The organism is Arsenophonus endosymbiont of Crataerina pallida (genome assembly GCF_964020125.1).
GTDB lineage: Bacteria > Pseudomonadota > Gammaproteobacteria > Enterobacterales > Enterobacteriaceae > Arsenophonus > Arsenophonus nilaparvatae.
Genome location: NZ_OZ026540.1, coordinates 3,386,812 through 3,406,835 on the forward strand (window position 1 = coordinate 3,386,812; position 20,024 = coordinate 3,406,835).

Below are 20,024 nucleotides of genomic sequence, written 5' to 3' on the forward strand. Positions count from 1 at the left end.
TGTTCGCCTTTCAAATACATGGAGATAGTATTATGAGTGCAGTTTCTACCGCCTCTGCAAATAAAAAATTTCATATTGCCAAATTTGGTGGCACCAGTGTCGCTAATTTTGAGACCATGTATAAAAGCGCGGATATCGTTATTGCTAATAAAAATGTGCGAATTGTTGTGCTTTCAGCTTCATCAGGCATTACCAATCTGCTGATCAAACTTACTGAGACGTGTAATGACAATAGACGTAAGGCGCTATTAAAACAAATTCGTCAGCACCAATACACGATAATCAATTGTCTAGACAACCCTTTTAGCATTCAACCAATAATTGATCACTTACTGGCAAGACTTACTTCTTTATCCGCAATCACGACCCAACAACCCCTTACCGCACCACAAATTGATGAAATTGTCAGTTATGGTGAACTAATGTCAAGCTACTTATTTGTTGAAATCCTACGACAACGAGGGGTGATCGCAACCTGGTTTGATGTTCGTAATATTATGCAGACCAATGATAAATTTGGTAAAGCCGAACCCAATCAGCAACAATTAAAGCGACTAGCTAATAAATATCTACTACCTAAACTGCAAGAAAAACTGATTGTAACTCAAGGTTTTATTGGTCAGGATGAAGCCGGTCGCACAACAACATTGGGGCGAGGAGGTAGCGATTACACCGCTGCGCTGATTGCTGAAGCGTTATCCTTTGACCAGGTTGATATCTGGACAGATGTTGCCGGTATCTATACGACCGATCCTCGTATTGTTGCTAGTGCCAAATCGATTAGCGCTATCACTTTTAATGAAGCCGCAGAAATGGCTGTATTCGGCGCTAAAATCTTACATCCAGCAACATTGTTACCCGCTATTCGAGCAGGCATTCCCGTATTTGTTGGCTCAAGCCAAATACCAGAAAAGAGTGGCACCTATATCTGCGCCAGCACCAAGAAATTACCTCAATTTCGAGCGCTGACCATAAGGCGAAAACAGACGCTTCTCACTTTGCATAGTCTAAATATGCTTCACGCTCGCGGATTTCTTGCTGAGGTATTCACACTATTATCTCAACATCATATTTCTGTCGATCTCATTACTACATCCGAAGTTAGCATTGCTTTAACCTTGGATACAACCGGCTCTACCACTACCAAAGGAAACCTATTAACTGACACTTTAATGACAGAATTAGCCAAATTATGTCGTGTAGATGTTGAGGAGGAGTTAGCACTAGTTGCCATTATTGGTAATAACTTATCGCAAATAGATGGTCTGGGAAGTCACATTTTTAGCGCGCTAGCAACTCATAATATCCGTATGATATGTTACGGAGCCAGTAGTCATAATATTTGTCTACTGGTCTCTGATAAAGAAGCTGAAACGATTATCCAAATACTGCATAAAAATCTTTTTGAATAACCGAAATATCATTACCGCTTAAAATGACTAATGCTAAATGACGCGGTGAGACTTATTTTTACCAATGCAAAGTTTTAGTCATATTTTTTTGATAATTTCAAATCTGTCGGCTTCACAACCAAGCTGGTTTGTAATCGTGTAAGATTTTCTTTCGCAAGACTATTATTAAGTTTTGCCGCAGTTGCAAACCACATAATGGCACGAAAAATATTTTTCTTTATACCCTCGCCTGTGGCATATAATACCGCTAAATTATTTTGTGCATCGGTTTCTTGTTTATAAGCCGCAGACAAAAACAGTTCACTAGCTTTTTATGGATTTTTTTCAGTGCCTATGCCATATAAATAAAAAAGTCCCAACTGGTTTTTTGCTTGTTGTATTTTCTGCGCGGCTTTCTGCATTAAGCTAAATGCTTTTTTAGGTTGCTTATTAATACCTTGACCAGCCAAATAGAGTTTCGCCAGTCGGTATTGCGCTTCAGCTTCACCTCTATTTGCCATGATCCGATACAATTCCGCAGCCTTAGTAAGATCTTTTTTTATACCGATGCCTTTTTCATAATAATAAGCAACTTTCATACTTGCATCAGCATAGCCAGCATCCGCTAATACCTCATACCACTGCCTGGCTATAATAGCATTCTGCTCAACTCCATAGCCATGTTGATAAAATTCGGCAAGACGATACTGTGCATCAACATGTCCTTGCTCTGCGGCTCGTTTGTACCAATAAAAAGCCTGATAATTATTTTTCTCTAAATATTTACCATCATCATAAATAAATCCCATATTATATTGAGCAATAGCATCACCGTTATATGCTGCGCGCCGATACAATTCAATGGCATAAGCCGGATTTTTCTTAACGCCATAACCTTTCTCATAAATCTGCGCTAAATTATTCAATGCGCCTAAATCACCTAAATCAGCACTTTTCTCATACCACTCTCTTGCTTTCTGATAGTCTTGATTAACACCAAACCCATTCTGGTATAAATATCCCAAAACAAACTGAGCATAAGCATCCTGCTGCAAAGCGGCTTTTTCATACCAATTTTTCGCTTGTTTATAGTCTTTATCAACCCCTAACCCAACGCTATACATATAACCCAAACCAGATTGAGCGTAAGGATCACCTTTGTTTGCGCCACGCTGCAACCAGGTTACCGCAGCTTTATAATCTTTTTTTCTTTGATTAATCACGCCCATATAATAAAAGGCATCGCTATTGCCTTTTACAATCGCTTTTTCAAACCAAAAATTGGCTTTCCCAATGTCTTCTTGTATATCTTTTGAGCCATAAAGATAAGTTATCGCAACATGCATTATGGCATTCATCTCACCTTGAGATGCTTTTTTTAATTGTTGGCTAAACGAATCGTTTTTTTCTTGTTCAACCGATTGCGTATTATTTGCTATATTCATGTCAATTTGTGGCAAGACATCACTCTTTGCCATTGGAAAATTCAATAATATCAACCAAGTTATAAATAATTTTTTTTTCATTTAATCCACTATCCAAATATTAACTTGAACCCAAAACACGAGGAAGAAAACTATATTATAAAACAGAGAATGTTAATAATATTTTTACATTTTTAAAACAATATCATACCCAATACAATTGTATTAAATAAATTTTATTCATCTTCACATCCCTTATTTACTTATATTCACTACCATAGCTAAATTTACTAAATTATTTTACTGATAAAATCGACTAACTCAATAAAAAATTTTTCTTTCCGCTTATTAAAATTGTTTAATTTTCTAAATAATTAAGACATTATGCAATCAAATTAGAAATCAAAAAACTGATGGCAATTCATTATCATTAAAAATGGTAATAATAATAATCAAAATATTTTATTTTTATTATATGCTCATATTTGAGATTTTTTCAGTTAAAACATCTAGCCATCTTAGTAGCTGTAATTGTATGTTTAAATATTTTTATAATGAAATTTTAATTTTTTTATTAAAAATTAATTAAATATTACATGTCATAAAAGTTATTTTTTTAAATAGTATTTTTATTAAATTTAATAAAAACAGGAAACCAAATACAGTTATCAAAATATTGAAACTAATTTATTACAACAAAAATATAAAACCCCTCTTTTTAAAGAGGGTGAAAATAAATTTATGGTCATACATTTTTATTCATAATATGATTGCAATAGTCAGCAAATGCCTTTGGGCTCTCTTTTAAAAGTTCAAATAATTTTTTTTCAATACTATTCTTTTCGTCATCAAATTGTTTTTTTAAACTCTTAGCTATTATTTCCCCTTTAGCATCAATTGATAACGCCAGGGTAATTGGCATCAAATGTGTAGAAACCCCTATAAAATAATCAAAACATTTCATCTTAGCCATAATAAAAGTTTGCAATAATTGACTATTATTAGCTAATATATCAAGAATCTCTAAAGGAAAGTCACTTATATCTAAACGTTCCTGATTACCTTTTGTAACACCAGCAATATTAAACCCTCTTTTTTCTTCCTTATTAATTGTTAACTTAACATTATCTTTTATAAATTTAATAAGCTGCTTTTCATCTATATTACTATCAATATCTAAATATTGAGCACCATTCATTAAAGGTATCTTTAACGCATTATGTAATTCTGTCATCAGATCATCAAAAATAGTAAAACTCTGACTAAATATATTTTCTATCAACAACTTTACTTGATTATTATATTCCTTAACTACCTCTATATTAAAATCATATCGATATTTTTCACCAGCAAGTTCTGCAAGTCGGATAAAGGCCAAAATTTTACCATAAGCTATTTTAGGAATATTATCAATATATAGCTCAGATAAAATTTGTAATTGCTTTTCTATTTCACTTTTATTAGAAGGCACCCCCCACTGATTCATTGCTTGTGATAATTTATCAAAGTCAGTTGTTACAACTTGCTTGGTTTTATCTGTATATGCTTGTTGAATATTACAATGGCGTCTAAAACAATCATCAATAAGCCCCATTAATATATCCTTAAAAATGATTATCAATGTAAATAAAAGTACCCGAGTTAACTATTTTATCGATATGAATAAAATAATATTTATATTTAAAAACCAAATTTAAAAAAATCTCATACTAATAAACATTTTATTAATTACCATTTTGCATTAATTCATTTTAAATAAAAATAAATTCACATGGTACATGGGATACTACTATATTCAATAACTAAAAATATAAACAAAAAGAGTATTCATTAATGAATACTCTTTTTTATCAAAACATTTTATATATCATCAATAAAAGCACTATATTTTCTTCATTAGAGTATTACAATGCTCAATAATATTTTCTGTATCTATATTCTTTTGATTAAATAAATTAAATAAGGTTTGTTCGGTATTTTCTCTAATTTTATCAAATTCCTGTTTCAAATTTTTAGCCGTCTCAAGAGAATTATGACCAGCAAGTTCAGAAAAAATTAATGATAAAGATGAAGCTGTAGCAGAAAAATAATCAAAACATTTCATTTTTGCCATAATAAAAGATTGTAGGAACTGCTTATTTTCTGCCAATTTCTCTCTCACCTCTAAAGAAAAGTTAGCGATATCTAAACGATTTTGATTCTTGTCATCTACACCTTGTAGACTAAACCCGTACGGACCATTATCATCTATAACCAGTGCCAAGTCATTCTGCATAAAAGCATTGATCTCTTTTATTGACATACTACTTTCTCCAGCCAAATATTCAGAAGAATTTGTTAAAGGCACTTTCATTGCATAAAATAACTCATTCATCGGATCACCAAACCAGATAGATACCTTATCCAATATACCGTTAACTAATATATCGATTTTACTAAAACCGAAATGGGAATGCGCGCTTGATATATCCGAATAAGGAACCATTTGTATTTTAAAATCATTCCGGTGTGGTTCACCTGCCAAGCTAGCAAGCCGAATAAATGCTGACAGCTTAGCATAAACTGATTCAGTATTATCAATAGATTGATGACGGAACAAAGTTTGTAAATGTTGTTCTATTTCACCTTTATCAGACGGATCACTCCATTTTTCCATGGCTATAGATAATTTATCAAATTTATTTGCTGTTGTAGGTTGTTCTGCCTTATTTGTCGAATTAACTGTAAAATTAAAAAAACTTTCAATACCATTAATGATACTTATATTCCACATTTAGATCTTCTTAGAAATTTATTTCAATAAATTAAAAGCACATCATATTTTCCTTATTGAGAATAATAAATTATTAAAATATGAATAATACCAGAAAACGATTATCCAATAATCTATTTTACTTTTATTAATTTATAAAATTAAAATGGCTTTAATAAGATGATTATATTGTAGAAATAAATACTTCACTTAATAACCAATTAATATCATTAATAAATCCATTTAAAAATCATTAACAGATTAGTATTCAATAATAATTATGCTTGACTAAAAAATAGAAGATTCTAATAGCGATGATACCGTAAAATATTTTTTAACTAACAAAAACAATCAACTCCTCCGATGAGAATTTATTGCTATTTCGTTCATAATAAATAGAAATTTATTCCAATTTTGAGAGCTGATAAGATGAAAAAAACGGCAATAAATAATAAGAAAAACAAAATTAAAACCGCTAACCTACACAAGCAAAGTTTACCCACCTATACACCTTATACACTGACGTCACCTTCAGCCCTAGAAGGAAATTTTAGCGATATCCAGACAAAAGTATTTTCATATGATAATCAGTAACATGCATTAGGATTACGTTGTATTGGTGCCTGCATTTATGATGAATACCAAGAAGTTTTCGCTGCAATTTCCATCTCAATCCCTAGTTCTCGTATTACAAATAATCGCATTAACAAATTAGGTAGCACTATTTTACAAGCAGCAAAATAGATCAGTCGTGAATATGGTGCTATTCATTAAAAATTTATTAAATAGCTAGAAATTAATTAATATTGAAAATAATAAGTTAGATAAAATAAATTATATTAGTCAAAAGGTTAATTAAAAAATATGTATCTTAATTTATTTTTATATACACAGTCATGTACAAATTATTTTTCATACCCCCGTGTTATCTTTGCCATAATACCAAAAACAAAACCGCAATCTCTCACAAAGCCACTTACACTCAACCAACAACTAATAGTTAACAACTTCCTCCAACGCTGCTAATATCATGCCCCTGAAATGGGGCTAATTTGTTATTCGGGCTTCTTAGGCCAGTCAATCTCGGGTGCGGTGGCGGTATCAATATCATTGAGTTTTACGCTGTACATTTCCCAAGCCCGTAGCGCGGTTTTCTCGCTATTGGTGGCCATCCCTAATCGCACTTTACGCTCAAGCAAGGTAATTTTTGTTTGCGCTTCGTCGATTAAATGTAATTTTGTCTGATTTGCGGTGTTGATTTGGTCTGCTTTCATCGCCTGATTATCCGTTACCCATTTTTTGCCATCCCATTTATCGAATTTCGTTACCGGTGCTAACAAGGTGAAGCCGGTTTTTATCACGCCGAGATAATCAACGGGATAGGAAGCACGATTATTGGTATCGTATACCGTCTTGCCTCGGTGGTCAGGAACATATAGCCACTGTTTACCATCAAGACTCCGGATAATGGCGATTTCGTCATTGTTCGGTATTTCTGGCGCATCCGTATAAGAACATTCTCCCACGCTGAGACCATCATGCAAAAATTCCATTGTTGCACCGATATATTCATGGGGTGCGTCCTTCATGCAAATAAACGTTTTTATCCAGCCTCGGTTTTTCGCGAAACCGTTTTCACCGATTTCGGTGGTTTTTATGTCTACACTGTATTTCATTATGCAGCCCTCACGATGTATAAAAATGCGACATTTCGCGGTCGGTTTTCGTTTGCGGTAGGAACGACCCGCGAAGCATTAAAAGACATGACGCTGCCCCAATCGTCATTTCGTCCATTACCGATATTACTGTTGTGATTGCTGTCTTTTCGGAATGCGCCATCACCCCCTGCAATCGGTGGTTCGGTTCCGCCATGTCTGGCATACCCAATGCGTCCGGTGATATTTCGAATAGCATCACCTTGATTACTTAATACTGTTCTGCCTGGGTCAACTCCTATGCCTAAATCCAGCCCGCGAATAAATTCACCGTACAAAATGGGCAATTTCCCAGAAGGGTAAGCTAATGCTAATTGGGGATACTTGGCTTTATCGAAGTTATTGCCATCGCAGACAAAATAACCGTTAGGGGGTGTCGCCTGGGGCCAGGGAATGGGCGCGCCGACCGGATAATTGTTAATCGCGTCCACATCAGACGTTAAAGCAAGTTCACCGGATTTTTGCGGAAACAAAACCGTTGTTTTTGTGTTTGTATCGTGAACCTGGGTTCTTTTTGAATTTCTGACGTAAGCAAACTCAGCACCGCTAGAACCATTAGTGCCACCTAAATTGAAAACCGTATCACCCGTTGGTGATTCAATGTTCAGTCTTCCAACTTTGAGAGCTTCTTCTGAACTTTTCTTAGCATAATTATCGTCACAGGCTTTTTGGCTCAGCACTTTATCGGTCGAATTCCCCGTTGTTTGCAAGACGCTTGCTTTATCGAGTTTTTTATTGACTTCATCAATACTCACCGTTTTCGCCAAGTCATAAGCAATTTTAACCGCTTTAGGTGTGGCTGCTAGCGTTTCGTCATTGCTGTCAGTGGCGCTACTGAGTTTCGTTATACCTGCTACTGTTTTTGTGGCAGTTGGCACCGTGTTGTTAACGTTTTTTGATAAGGCACTGATGAGTCCGGCTTTCAGTTTATCAACGTTGCCATCGTCCAGTACATCACTGTTATTGGTTTCAGCGATGAATTGCGCGATGACATGCGCTATCACCGATGCCTGTCGCCAGACGGTGTTTAGCTCCTGTGAGCGAGCGACACCAGCACTAAAGCCGTTATTACGCGCAGGGAGTTTCTGATACTCATCTGCCGGCAATACGTTAGCCCCGTCGGCTATACCAAACGGTAAAATTTCATTTTTTGCCATGATTATTCCTATAATTTTACTGACCAGCTACCGACGTCAAAGCCGTCGATGTAACGATTATTGACATCAAACCCCAAAATACCGTTATCCCCTTCGGAACCGGTGTAGGCGTTAAGTCTTACGCCTTCTGGCTTGATATTGAGATATCCCTGTTTGATAACGGCTTTTGTCACTTCCGGTATGACGCCACCGGTTAGATACACATCCATCGACATATTCTGATTGTCGATAAAAAAGATTTTTACTGTTTCATCAGGGATTACGCCCTGATAAATTTCTGAGAGCATCTCGCTTGTGCCATCCCAGTGATTTGCGCGGATTTTTGCTCTTAATATGAAGCGGTAGGTTTCGTCATCAAGCTCAGTAAAACCACTATCAGCATCAAAGCGCCGTTTCCAGCTCCCTTGGTCAAAGCCCACCTTTTCGGTATCCAGTGAAAAATAGACCCCTTTTATCGGCATTTTGACAAAACGTGATAAGCCTATCCATTCACCCATGGCATCCAGTTGTTTACCCGTTGCCGTATCAATACTGAAAAAGGCATTAAGCTGTGAGGCCAAAGCTGAAATATCACTTAGCGCGCGCGTCATTAACTCAATATGTTGCGTAAACTTTTCTGCTTGACGATGTTGTGGGGTAATGTACTCGGTGTAATCTCTCATGAGGTCACCACCAGTTTGATGTTATTCTCACGACAACTGACTGCTTCGTTGAAGGCAACGACTAAATTTTCTTCTTTCACGCTTTCTGGTGTTCGACCAATCTTTAACGACGTAATATCAAACGTTTTCCCTTCTTCATCAGCGGGCAGATTTGCCGGGGAGTAAAGACGGGTCAGATACAGATTGTCGCCAATGAGTTGCTGGTTAATATAGTCTGCAACTTTACGTCGGATTTTATCACCGGTTAAGGTGGTAAATCCTAAAAACGCCGTTAAGTCAATTTCAACGTGTACCTCAACCGTTTTAGGCCGGGAAAAGCGAATCGTAATTGGCATATCGTAACGGTCTTTTACTGTCACGGCGGTATCACCATACGTGCCTGCACCTGGGGTTTTCTTTTGTGCGATTGCGTTGGCAATCGTGGTGACATCGCCACCATCGACTATCATCGCAATGGAATGCGGAGAAATACCGGTTTTATCCGTTTTACTGGTGTCATTTTCAAAACCGCGTTGTCTCGTCACCCCTGATATGAGACTAATCGCGCCCTGTATACCTTCCAGTACCGTGCGTGAAGGGAGTGAGACCGATTTTCGCTGCCGTTCCCGTAACTGATTATCCGTTTCAATCGGCCTGCCTTGTGTTGCGGATTTTGGATTGCTCACCGTTTGCCAGCCTCGCGTGGGTGTGGCTATCTCGTTAATTTCACCGGTCAATGCGGTAACACTTCCGGCAACCAGACAAACCGCTGTCACCGTCGCTTCACCGTGCGTATCGAGCGTAACCGTTTTCGGTAACCGCCAGATATTGCCGTTTTTATCGCGCACACGGCCATTTTTTATCACCGTACCCACTTGCCCCGTTAATACGACATCCACATTCGAGTACCCCGATGCATGACGGGAAATGCCGTTAATGGCGACATTATTTGAAAGTGCAGCCCCTGTACTGGTACTCGGGCTAAAACTGTTGTAGGTGGCGATAAGCGCATTATTGGCATCGTGGATAGCGAGTGCGTAAATGGCTATCATCTGGCCGTCTTTGCTATCCGGCGTTAAATACGCATCCTGCCCATAAATTTCATGAAAAAAATCGGTTAATCGCATCAGTATCGTCTGATAATCCGGCGCACTGATGCCATCGTCAGTCACTTTCGCTGACAACGCTAACGTATCAAGATTTAACATTATGCCTCGTGGGTAAAAGAAGTTTCGCCGTATTGGGTTTGTACTTTTGTGCTGATAGTCAGTTTTCGCGTCGTTGAATTTTGATTGACATTGAAATCGGTTAATGTGGTTACACCCTGCGTGTCCAGTATGCGCTGTTTGAGGGTCATACCGTAAGCCTCCCGATAAGGCTTACCCAATACCGATTGCAACCAAGGCGTACCTTCTTCACGGTCTAAAAACCATTGCCCCTGCCAGAGGGACAAGCGGGTTTTAATTGCAAGGGCGACGGCATCAGGGGTGTTGGTTAAAAACGTGTTATCCCCTTGACCAAAGCTGTAGTCGCCTTTAGTCGTTTCTCGTCGATAACGCATCAATAGAGTCCTTTTACTGTTGCTTTTTATTTTTTTCAACTACCTTGATGTCTTCTAACTTTAAGGATGGCTCTTCATTGATGATTAATAAAAAAATCACGCCCAGAAGTCGCCATGAGGTTTTTAGTTTGTGTAAATATGAACCGCCGAAAAAAATATTAACGCTTTCTTTCATTTAATTTACCTCACCTGAATTATCCCCACCGGCTTTGACACCTTTGTAGGTATGTGTGTCGTCAATCCGTTTGCCGTTGGCGGTCAATGTGCCCAAAAACTCAATCGCACCGGTGATTTTTGCAGCCACACCGGAGGCCGTTGAACCTACCATGCCACCTAGCCAACTCAATAGTCCTTTTACGGTAATTCTCTCCGAAAAAATAGCTTCCGGTGTGATAATTTCAAGCCCCCCAGGGGCGACAATTTTCATTTTTTGCGTTGTCGGGTTTACTTCAAAATAGGTTGCGCCATCGTCACTTCTTAACTGCATTGCATCGGTGCTAATTTGGCTTATCTTCTGTTTTTGTGATTGCACACCGACGAAAGCGAAGGCATCTGATAAATCATGCTGTCTGGGGTCGATCGCTTCTTGTATCCCGCCGTTTTGCCACCAAAAATCAATACATCTATCTGCAAACACCACCAGACACTCATCACCGCTTTTAATGGGGAAGGTCATTGTGACACCGCCACCGCGCGGGAACACAACCGGTACATCAACTAGCAGGGGCAAATTCACCGACTGGCTATTCCCTTTGGTATCCGTCAAGGCTCCCTTTATCGCTGGTTGTACAACACAAGTGACTTTGCTGGCATCGAAGGATTGAACAATAGCCGGCATCGCGACGCGAAGTTGTGACGAAATCGCATGGCGAAAGACTTCAAGCAGTTGTTGTTGGTCGCCGGTGCGCGCTGATACGGAAATCGCCATCATCCCACCTTCTTGATATCGATTCGGTCATTTGATCCCTTGGCAATACACACCAAATCCATATACCACGGCTTGCCGCGCGTATCGCCGGAATACGTGATGTTTTTCACAATATAATCCCCATCGGTGGAAAGACTGGCCGGTTGTGAAACAGCGCCTTGGGTTTGCTGTAAGCCGCCGTCATCGTTTTCGCTTAACTTGCTGTACCCCAAAGCGATATCGCTGTTGGGCAACATCGTGCGATAGATTAACGCCTGGTCAAGACGAATAAGCCCATTGATTTGAATGTTTGGGTTAATCAAACAACGCACATTCACCCCCGCCTCAATCGTTTGTTGCGGTAAGCCAATCAAGCCCGTTGCGCTATTCAGGACAATCGCTTCATGGATATAATTCTTCTCCGGCACCATCACGAGCTGGCCGTTAATGTATTGCCACGAGGCAAGGCATTGCCCTGCCAGATTATCAGCGGCGTCCCTAACCATACCAAAATAGACTTTACCCCTTGGAAAGCGGATACTATCAAACTCAGGCGTCACGCCTTTGACAATCCCGTAAGGGGTAAGCCCTGTCAGTAACGTATTGTGTTGCTCTGCCTGAGTATGCCCTGCGCTTAAGGTAGTATTTAGCGTGGCGTAGTCATAGGCCTCATGAGAATCAATCGCCTGAACAATAACAAACGTGTCAGTAGGATTATCTCTACCTGAAATCGTGTAGCGGATTTTTCCAGTAAATATCAGACCCGTATTATCCTGATAGCCTGCCATGAGCTGAATGTTAACAAACTCCTTCGCCTGAATTTGACTGACGGTTTCTTTTCTCAGATTCCAGACTTTAAACACCCCCGCACGAGGGTAACGCGTATCTGGCCACGTGATATTGAACGTGGCGCGAAAATCCGATAGCTCAATACCTTCCCCGTTTTTATCAGAAACAATCAGTGAGCATTTTCGTATCCAGTTTTTTGACATAACAATCAGTCCGTGATCCAGTATAATTTTACGGTTGCGCCCAACGTATCCGCGTTGATATCGCTTTCTTCATCTGATAGCAAAACGAGATTTCCTTTACTGATAAGGTGACTATATTGAGCCAGTAGATTTTCACCCACGATCAGCGGAATACCCTGTATCACCGGTTGATTGTCAACCGTGAGCATATCCAGCACCCAGCCCGCACTATCACGCCAGATAAGGCGAAACTGCCAAACAGTATCAGATAGCTTAATCGTAAATTGCTGGTTGGTGGGGGTAAGCGGTATTTCGTTAATTTCCATTGAAAAATGCGGCTCCTCGCTGTAATAGGCTGCGATTATCAACGGGTTTTGGCGTTTTCATACCGGTATTACTCACGCCACTCGTTGTATTCCCTTCCCGCATATTTTTTGCATCGGTAGATTTGATATTAACCGTTTGGGTTTGGGTGATGTTAAGCTCCCGCAAGGTTAATATCGCCATCAACACGGTTTCTGTGTGCTTATCCGTGGTCACCTCGATAGCGCGAATGCGCATATTCTTATACTTGCGCTTACCTGTTATGACATCAAACGGTTGACGGCTGGCTTGAAGCGCTAAAATTTGCTGGTAGATTTCCGGTGCGCTTAACCCTGCGCGAATAGCCACTTTTGCCGTGTCCCAAAAATCCAGTAGAGATCCACCACTTGAAAAACCCACCTCCATGGTCACTTCCGCCGGACGTTTGTAAGCGTGATCGGCAATTTCCGCGCCCAGTTCAACCGGATGTTCTGTGATTTCAAGGGTGTCGTGATGTTTTTCTGAGATAATGACATCCGGCACCAGCAAACCGATTTTGCGCGATCGTTGTGAAAAAAGCGTAGAAAGGATATCCATCAGTAGGCTCGCTGGGTTAATTGTCCAATCAGTCTGGCGTTAACGCCCGTTTGTTTATCGGCAATCGCATTGGCGGTAGCGTGGGGGTCTAATGCGCCTTCAACATTGATCGTGATATTCTGGTCAATATTATTTCGCATACCCGCATTTGCGGCATGATAGAGCATTGCCTGACTATACGGCTGTCTGCCATTTTCGTGCTCAACGATGCCAGACATGAGCGATGTCATGACCGTCGGATTGGACAGATTCAACACGGTGTCAGGGGAAACCCCTAATTTACCGGATATTTTATCAATGTAGGCACGAGTATTATTTTCACTGGCGGGAGCCCAGGTGCTAATAATTTTTTCAACGGTATTTAATCCCCTTTCAGCGTAGCGATTAAGCTGTGAAGAAAGTGCTTGTAAACCCTCAAATGCGGTATTGAATTTGGCGAATCTTCCGTTAGGTGATTCACGTACTGCACCGCGTTGTCCAACAAAATTCAAATTACCCGGATTGTTATTACGAATACCCCGTGGAATATCGCCGGTAGGCACATCAGCGATATTATCCGGTATATTGCTGCCTTGATTTTTGTTTGCCCAGTCATTATCAATACCAAAAAAACGCAAACCGTTACCGATCGCACGTTTGACTTGACGGGTGTTGTAATCCCATGATGCGCTTGCGCTATCACTAATATTATCTTTATCTGAAATCAGATACCCCGCATAGAGACTCCACAATTTCAGCCAAGGTGGGATAGGTAACTTCGCTATTTTACTAAAAGCGCCCAATACCTTACTTACCCACGCGCCCGCAATAAAAATTGCTAAGATTTCAAGTGCATTTTTCCATCCACCCACCAGGTCAACCAATCCCGTTAATTTTTCACCTAACCATTTAAATGCCGCTTTTGCCTGGTTGATTTCACCTTCCCACTTAGACCAGTTGATAAAGGATTTTCCACCTTCTTTCCACGTCTGGTAGTCTTCCCAAAGTAACAATAAGGCCGCGATAAGACCGGTGATAATCCCGATGGGCGAAGCAAAGAATGCCCGATTGAGCCCCCAGATAGCCACTGCCAATCCGCTAAAGGTAGTGATGAGTTTTTTAGATTTTCCGTCTAAATTGCGCCACCAGTCAAAAATCTGCTCGATCGCCTGACTCATTCGCCAGATAACGCGCCCCACCATTTCACCGGCTCGAATAATGCCACTAATGAGACGGGTTAATACTCTCTCAATTTTAGGAAAATTATCCAGCAGTCTTTTGCGCAGATTGTCTATCTCTTTAGTCAACCCCCCTGCTAGGTTTGATCCGACTTTATCGCGTAAAATACCAAATAACCCGGTCAATCCTTTCATCGAGGTCATAAACTGGTTGGACTGTTTGGCAGCAACATCTGCGTTAAATCCGGTTTGTTTAAGCATACGCTGGTAATCAGCAGAAAATTTGTTCAACCCTCTACGCATGGCCATTAGCGTATTTTCATCAATGCCTAACAGTTGGGCATATTGATTGGCGCGGTAATAGGGCATTGAGGCCAGTTTATTCCCCACACGGGTAAAAATAGCGCTCATATCCTGCAAATTGCCATTGGCATCACGGGTCTGCACCCCAAGACGATTTAAAAACCCCTCAGCACCCGGACTGTTTCTCAAAAATCGTGCCAGATTTTCAAGTGAACCTCTTGCCGCTTCTGCGCTACTGCCGGTGAGACTGGCGGCATACCCTAATGCTTTCATGCCGTTAACACTAGCGCCTGTACGCTGTGACGCCCAGTACATCTTATCAAGACCGGCGGCAATTTGTGTGGTAAATCCCACGACGGCAAGCGCTGCCCCCTCAACCGACGCACCTAGTTTGATAACATTGGCACTCACCCCCGTAACAACGGACTGAAATTTTCGCAGGCCACTGTCATCAACCTTAAAACCTAAGCTGATGAGAAAATCTTGCAACGTTTCAGCATTCGCCATGGCGATTTCTCCAACGCGCAATTCGCGCTTCGTTATCCTGTTCGATATCTATCCACTCATTCATTTCTGCTAAATCTGCCAAATCGATTGAGCCATCTTTTAATTTGTCGAATTTTATGTACCCATACTTAACAGGAAGGCGTAAAAAGTCTTTACCATCCGGCATTGAATCCAGGGTTAATCCTGCGACAGGAGGCTGGCTGTCTCGTCGCCTTGGGGTGCGTGAAAAAAATTACCGAGGGAATCTCCAATCACCTGCGCCACAATCTCAAGCAGGGTTTTTAAGTCAATATCATCAAACATCAATTCGCCCTGGCGAAAAATCGGCGTCCATGCCTTGGCATTTTTGCGTGAAACCACGGCTAAACAAGGGTGCAAAATCGCGTTACAGTCTTCATCGCTCATTTGGGCAATGGAATTTGCCATAATGGGTAACACCGCTGCCATTGGCATTTCCCCTTGCTGTAATTTTTGCAGTTCACCCGTTAAACCGGATAACACCGGCAATAACTTTCGCGTCACCTTAAGCTGGTCAAACACATTGAGTTTTTGACTTCGATATTCATGACCGTTAATTTCAATTTCCACTAGAATTCTCCTAATAAGGCGTCGATCTTAATGCAGTCAAAGACCCATGCTAAAACATTCGCCTCTTTTGCATTTTGCAAATCCGGTATTTTTTGAAACGCACAACTGCGCGCGGTGATCATATCGCCAGATACCGGATTACGGATCACAATCACGTTATTACCCCAAAGGGTAGATGACACGCTTTGCGCGTTATAGGCGATCATCAGTTTTTTGTTAACCGGTGAGGCTTTAATCAGACTGACCGTAACGGTGCCGGATTTTCCGCCATGTCGGGTATGCATCCCTTCACCATCAGCACCAATGGTCATGGTGTTTTTGGCTTCGGTCATTGTCACCACTATTCCTTCTTCCGAGTTCGCCGAGCCAGCGCCCAAATCTATCACCCCCGTGGGGCCGGTTAGCGTGGCGGAAACATCAGCAAAACTATAAGCGGCCATTTTCTCTCCTTATCGAACAATGGTGATTAAGACATCCGCGAAATGCACGGCACCCGCTAACTTACAGGCAACCTGAATCGGCGGCGCCTTGCGTTTTTCGCGCTCAGATTGCGCCTGCTCTGCCAGCGGTTGAATATAAACGTAATATCCTTTGGTGAGCGTATCCCCGCTTGTTAATTGACCTATACTGCCACCGTTCCATACCCCCGGTGCCAGTAGCCCATTAGTGACCACCTGCGCTAACGATTGCTCAACATTGGTCAGAAGCTGCGTGCTGCCTTGCTCCGTTTGAGGGACTTTGGTGGGGCTGGTATACAAAAGATTATACAGATTGGTTTGCACAAAGTTTTGCAACCAGTCCAGCCCATGGCGTTCATCGAAAAAATCACCATTGGCCATCACGCCTTCTTGTATAATGGCGGTGTCGTTATCGTAATTGACAAACACGTTGCAGTTTTTGGCCGCCAGCGTATTCGCCTGTGACGTAGTCAACGTCTCCGCTTTAACACCCGGTTCCTGTTTGAATTTGAGGGTGATCGTGGTGTTATTGCCGTTGAAATTCACTGAAAACGCCCGTCCAAAAGCAGAGGCTGCTGCATAGGGGGTTGATGAAGAATATTGTGTAAAGACCCGTTGATATTTCGCTTTTTTCAAAACAGAAGCGATATCATCCGCTTTCGTACTATCCAGTACGGCGGTATCTTGGGTGGTAAACCCAAAAACGCGGGAACTTCCGGCCGCGCCAATAAAGTTGGCGATACCTTTCACTTCATCGGTAGAAAGCGCAGCGGTTACCACCAGTCCATACCAGCCGCTCGAAAAATCCGCCAATGTTGAAACCGCATCAACGATAGTTTCACCGTCCATACCTAAAACAGGGGTTGCGCCACTCTCTTGGGTTAGTTTCAACAACGCCGATAAATCGGTACCTGATTCCGGTGCGGAAGCAAAACCCACTGCGCTTGTTTTATCTGCCGTATTCGATGTCATCACAAATCGACTATCGTTATTATTCCACGTTATTGTAGACGTGCTCATTTTTTCACCAATTCGGGCGGCAACACCGTTTAAATTGGTTTCTTGCGAAAAATCAATGGCACTTAACTTAACCGTTCTTCCGTTTACACTGATATTCATCGCGCCATCGGTAATCGCCTTAAAATTGTTAATTTTTGTCTCTTCTTCGGACAAAATGCCACCGCGCAATAATGCGGGTGAGGCTGCTTTTACCCAGCGTCCCACGTATAAATCGACGGGTTTTGGTGACTGCTGGTAATAGAGTGAAGCCGCCTGATACTCGGGTGCGGTTGTACCAAAATCATTGGCGACTTCCTCAATATTGGAATACGCCCGTAATCGCTCAAGCGGATCGATAACGGGTGAATCACCTAAAATGAGTAGTGAACCAAAATTACGGCGACTTGCGGCACGCGGTGACATATCAAGCGTGACCTTAACCACCCTTGAAACGGGTAAACCTGTTGACATTATTTGTCTCCCAAAAACGTGACGTGGGCATCTGTCACTGATTTTATGTGATAGCGACGCACCACTTTGCGACGTAGATGAACGGTTATATCAAACCGGTTCACCCACTGATTGTTGATAAGCTCAGGAAACACGGTAATTTGGCTGTGGCTACCGAGGGTAAGATTGGACTTATTCAGTTCGGCGTTATTTTGACTGAGCATAATGCCATCCCGAAATCGGGCGGCGTAAACCATACCTTCTCTTCCGTAGAAAGAAGCCATACAGGTTAAGGTTTCGTACTGCCAAAGTTCGCTCGATTCATCGCTTTGTTTTACCAAAGCGGGATTTGGCTCACTGGTAATATCAATGATACCGAAGGCACACCAGTTAGTATCAGGGGATGGCAATGGCGCGGGCTTTGACTGCCAACGCGGTAATACCTGTTTTGCGGGCAACCCCGATACGCCACCAACCCAACGACTTAACAGACGATTTAAGCCTTCATTATACAGGGCATTATCATCAAAGGGCGTTAGCCATCCAGCCTCCGTACTGCTGTTATTGCTCATGAGCGATGCCTCCGTCAAACGGCATCAGTTCACAATGCGCCTGCACAAATCCCGCACCATAAGCGGTGTAAGGATCGACGGATTTGACCAGATATTTGCGCCCCTGATAGGTGACAATATCGCCAATATGATGGGTTTCACCGGCTATTAATCGGGTGGTGGTCACCACCAATATTCGACCACTGACCAGTTGACCAGACGTTCTTATTTGTGCCTCAATTGAACTATCCACCGTTACTACACCTGAAAAAGGATACGTACTTTCTTTTGTCGAAGTAATACCTTCATCATCAATCAAAATTTCCCGTCGTGTGTAAGTGAGCGAGGTATCGCAAAAATCCGGATCAAAAAGCACATCGGTTACATCAAGCATTGGCATTTTTCTTTCTCACAACATAGGTAATTGAACGACGATAGATACCGGTGTCAATCAGCGGTCTCGCGTTAGTATTATCCGGCGGTAAACCGGTTTTTCGATTCTCAAGCTCTTTCGCTGCGCCTTTACGTCCTCGTCGTGCTCTGGCAGCTAATGTACTGTCCGCCAGTGGCACAAATTTGCTTTGAGTAATGACGGCTTGCACGCCTTGAACGGCGATCTGACCTGCTCGATTTAACGCTTGCTCTGCTTTATCCGGCTGATCATCCAAAATGGCTTTAGCGGCAGATTTCAATTCAGCGGTGGTTTTAGTTTCCACTGAACGAATACCCGGTATTAAATGTGGCCTTGCCGGAATGTTTTTAGCCGGTGAGCCAAACTCGTTGAGATAACCAATCGCTGCATTGCTAAAGGGAATATCCTCGCGTTCACCCTTTTCAGCCGGAATACCGACCAGTACCTCTTTTTTACCAAGTTGAACGAGGGCATCAAACAATTTACCCGTGTTGTCAATACGTAAGGTGACGCCACTTTTCATAATTGCCGGCCTCCAGCCCCAAACATAAGCACCCATTGGTAAAACTCCGCACCAAAACGGGTGTTATTCCAAAATCCGGCATTGGGGTTTAGCGTCATGCTGTTATCGTAACTGACGCTGACCTTATCAACCGACTTGGATGTTGCCACCCCTGAACTTGAACCGCCAACACCGCCCGCCTGTAAATAACGCGAATCCATGGCATAAAGCGTGAGGTAATGCGCGACAAATAACCCCACCCAGTAAGGAAAAACATCACTACCGGACACATTTTCACTGAGGAATTTGTCGGCTAAATTTAAACGAAACTGAATTTGCGCATCTGGAAATTTAACCTCATCGTTAAACGGGGGAAAATCATTGCGAAATTGTTGTACCGTTGGCAGGTTTTTGTTCCGTTGACGCATCGATATCCTCTTTATTTTCAGTTTCCTTTTTTCCCTTCGCTTTTTTCTTGGTATGCCCGTTTTCTTTGGTTAACGCTTTAACGGGAGTAAGCACAATGCTATGCGCCTCGGTAAACCAATGTTCTGCCGTGCTTTTGCTTACGTCGTGAATACCGACATCATAAATGGGTTCGCTCGCCGGATTCATGGGTAAGCGTAAAGGGTGTGTGTACTTGAATCCGCATAAATAGACTCCAAAAAGAAAGCCTCA

Annotated in this window: 26 protein-coding genes; 2 read left to right on the forward strand and 24 right to left on the reverse strand. The window is 41.5% G+C overall.

Features of this window, described 5'->3' with window-relative positions; translation table 11 throughout:
- The first annotated feature begins 32 nt into the window (after positions 1-32).
- Positions 33-1,412, forward strand: a complete 1,380-nt coding sequence (gene lysC / locus AACL31_RS17985; protein ID WP_310511948.1) for a lysine-sensitive aspartokinase 3 — start codon at positions 33-35, stop codon at positions 1,410-1,412.
- 74 nt (positions 1,413-1,486) lie between these two features.
- On the opposite strand, the gene AACL31_RS17990 is transcribed toward lysC, so the two are convergent.
- From AACL31_RS17990 to AACL31_RS18005, 4 genes are all read right to left on the reverse strand, one after another.
- Entirely contained in the window at positions 1,487-1,705 is a 219-nt protein-coding gene (locus AACL31_RS17990; protein WP_310511947.1) for an SEL1-like repeat protein, read from the reverse strand.
- An 18-nt stretch (positions 1,706-1,723) separates the two neighbouring features.
- On the reverse strand, positions 1,724-2,917 hold the full coding sequence (locus AACL31_RS17995; protein ID WP_310511946.1) for a tetratricopeptide repeat protein: 1,194 nt from the start codon (positions 2,915-2,917) through the stop codon (positions 1,724-1,726).
- Between the two features lie 643 nt (positions 2,918-3,560).
- Positions 3,561-4,409 carry a hypothetical protein gene (locus tag AACL31_RS18000; protein ID WP_310511945.1) on the reverse strand — a complete coding sequence of 283 codons (849 nt, stop codon included), beginning with the start codon at positions 4,407-4,409 and terminating at the stop codon, positions 3,561-3,563.
- A gap of 288 nt (positions 4,410-4,697) precedes the next feature.
- Positions 4,698-5,588 carry a hypothetical protein gene (locus tag AACL31_RS18005; RefSeq protein ID WP_310511944.1) on the reverse strand — a complete coding sequence of 297 codons (891 nt, stop codon included), beginning with the start codon at positions 5,586-5,588 and terminating at the stop codon, positions 4,698-4,700.
- A gap of 606 nt (positions 5,589-6,194) precedes the next feature.
- Between AACL31_RS18005 and AACL31_RS18010 the strand changes: the two genes are divergently transcribed.
- Complete coding sequence (locus AACL31_RS18010; protein WP_339054032.1) at positions 6,195-6,311, forward strand: IclR family transcriptional regulator domain-containing protein; 117 nt, start codon at positions 6,195-6,197, stop codon at positions 6,309-6,311.
- A 311-nt stretch (positions 6,312-6,622) separates the two neighbouring features.
- Here AACL31_RS18010 and AACL31_RS18015 read toward each other — a convergent pair whose 3' ends face one another.
- Genes AACL31_RS18015 through AACL31_RS18110 form a run of 20 tightly spaced genes read right to left on the reverse strand, consistent with a single transcriptional unit; the run spans position 6,623 to position 19,961 of the window.
- Positions 6,623-7,243 carry a tail fiber assembly protein gene (locus AACL31_RS18015; protein ID WP_339053477.1) on the reverse strand — a complete coding sequence of 207 codons (621 nt, stop codon included), beginning with the start codon at positions 7,241-7,243 and terminating at the stop codon, positions 6,623-6,625.
- Positions 7,243-8,439 (reverse strand): phage tail protein, encoded by a 1,197-nt coding sequence (locus AACL31_RS18020; RefSeq protein WP_339053478.1) that lies wholly within the window; start codon positions 8,437-8,439, stop codon positions 7,243-7,245. Before AACL31_RS18020 ends, AACL31_RS18015 begins: the two co-directional genes overlap by 1 nt.
- 8 nt (positions 8,440-8,447) lie before the next feature.
- A complete protein-coding gene (locus AACL31_RS18025; protein WP_339053479.1) occupies positions 8,448-9,101 on the reverse strand; it encodes a DUF2612 domain-containing protein in 654 nt (217 codons plus the stop codon).
- Positions 9,098-10,288 (reverse strand): baseplate J/gp47 family protein, encoded by a 1,191-nt coding sequence (locus tag AACL31_RS18030; RefSeq protein ID WP_339053371.1) that lies wholly within the window; start codon positions 10,286-10,288, stop codon positions 9,098-9,100. The genes AACL31_RS18025 and AACL31_RS18030 overlap by 4 nt, the downstream gene beginning before the upstream one ends.
- Positions 10,288-10,641, reverse strand: coding sequence for a hypothetical protein (locus tag AACL31_RS18035; RefSeq protein WP_339053480.1), 354 nt, complete (start codon positions 10,639-10,641; stop codon positions 10,288-10,290). Before AACL31_RS18035 ends, AACL31_RS18030 begins: the two co-directional genes overlap by 1 nt.
- Before the next feature lie 13 nt (positions 10,642-10,654).
- Positions 10,655-10,816, reverse strand: coding sequence for a hypothetical protein (locus AACL31_RS18040; protein ID WP_339053369.1), 162 nt, complete (start codon positions 10,814-10,816; stop codon positions 10,655-10,657).
- Entirely contained in the window at positions 10,817-11,569 is a 753-nt protein-coding gene (locus AACL31_RS18045; RefSeq protein WP_339054000.1) for a Gp138 family membrane-puncturing spike protein, read from the reverse strand. It lies immediately after the preceding gene.
- Entirely contained in the window at positions 11,569-12,540 is a 972-nt protein-coding gene (locus AACL31_RS18050; RefSeq protein ID WP_339053482.1) for a phage protein, read from the reverse strand. The genes AACL31_RS18045 and AACL31_RS18050 overlap by 1 nt, the downstream gene beginning before the upstream one ends.
- Before the next feature lie 5 nt (positions 12,541-12,545).
- Positions 12,546-12,845 (reverse strand): phage baseplate plug family protein, encoded by a 300-nt coding sequence (locus AACL31_RS18055; RefSeq protein WP_339053118.1) that lies wholly within the window; start codon positions 12,843-12,845, stop codon positions 12,546-12,548.
- Complete coding sequence (locus AACL31_RS18060) at positions 12,835-13,419, reverse strand: phage baseplate protein (RefSeq protein ID WP_339053366.1); 585 nt, start codon at positions 13,417-13,419, stop codon at positions 12,835-12,837. The genes AACL31_RS18055 and AACL31_RS18060 overlap by 11 nt, the downstream gene beginning before the upstream one ends.
- Positions 13,419-15,386 (reverse strand): lytic transglycosylase catalytic, encoded by a 1,968-nt coding sequence (locus AACL31_RS18065; RefSeq protein ID WP_339053365.1) that lies wholly within the window; start codon positions 15,384-15,386, stop codon positions 13,419-13,421. The genes AACL31_RS18060 and AACL31_RS18065 overlap by 1 nt, the downstream gene beginning before the upstream one ends.
- Positions 15,373-15,552, reverse strand: coding sequence for a DUF6889 family protein (locus AACL31_RS18070; RefSeq protein ID WP_310509987.1), 180 nt, complete (start codon positions 15,550-15,552; stop codon positions 15,373-15,375). Before AACL31_RS18070 ends, AACL31_RS18065 begins: the two co-directional genes overlap by 14 nt.
- Positions 15,553-15,563: 11 nt before the next feature.
- Positions 15,564-15,974 carry a phage tail assembly chaperone gene (locus tag AACL31_RS18075; protein WP_339053115.1) on the reverse strand — a complete coding sequence of 137 codons (411 nt, stop codon included), beginning with the start codon at positions 15,972-15,974 and terminating at the stop codon, positions 15,564-15,566.
- Positions 15,974-16,414 (reverse strand): phage structural protein, encoded by a 441-nt coding sequence (locus tag AACL31_RS18080; RefSeq protein ID WP_339053364.1) that lies wholly within the window; start codon positions 16,412-16,414, stop codon positions 15,974-15,976. Before AACL31_RS18080 ends, AACL31_RS18075 begins: the two co-directional genes overlap by 1 nt.
- 9 nt (positions 16,415-16,423) lie before the next feature.
- Positions 16,424-17,902 carry a DUF3383 domain-containing protein gene (locus tag AACL31_RS18085; RefSeq protein WP_339053483.1) on the reverse strand — a complete coding sequence of 493 codons (1,479 nt, stop codon included), beginning with the start codon at positions 17,900-17,902 and terminating at the stop codon, positions 16,424-16,426.
- Positions 17,902-18,453 carry a phage neck terminator protein gene (locus AACL31_RS18090; protein ID WP_339053484.1) on the reverse strand — a complete coding sequence of 184 codons (552 nt, stop codon included), beginning with the start codon at positions 18,451-18,453 and terminating at the stop codon, positions 17,902-17,904. The genes AACL31_RS18085 and AACL31_RS18090 overlap by 1 nt, the downstream gene beginning before the upstream one ends.
- Positions 18,443-18,832: a head-tail adaptor gene (locus AACL31_RS18095; protein ID WP_339053485.1), complete on the reverse strand. Its 390-nt coding sequence runs from the start codon at positions 18,830-18,832 to the stop codon at positions 18,443-18,445. The genes AACL31_RS18090 and AACL31_RS18095 overlap by 11 nt, the downstream gene beginning before the upstream one ends.
- Positions 18,819-19,367 (reverse strand): hypothetical protein, encoded by a 549-nt coding sequence (locus AACL31_RS18100; protein WP_339053360.1) that lies wholly within the window; start codon positions 19,365-19,367, stop codon positions 18,819-18,821. Before AACL31_RS18100 ends, AACL31_RS18095 begins: the two co-directional genes overlap by 14 nt.
- A complete protein-coding gene (locus tag AACL31_RS18105; protein WP_339053486.1) occupies positions 19,364-19,774 on the reverse strand; it encodes a DUF4054 domain-containing protein in 411 nt (136 codons plus the stop codon). Before AACL31_RS18105 ends, AACL31_RS18100 begins: the two co-directional genes overlap by 4 nt.
- Positions 19,725-19,961: a hypothetical protein gene (locus AACL31_RS18110; protein ID WP_339053358.1), complete on the reverse strand. Its 237-nt coding sequence runs from the start codon at positions 19,959-19,961 to the stop codon at positions 19,725-19,727. Before AACL31_RS18110 ends, AACL31_RS18105 begins: the two co-directional genes overlap by 50 nt.
- Between the last annotated feature and the right edge of the window lie 63 nt (positions 19,962-20,024).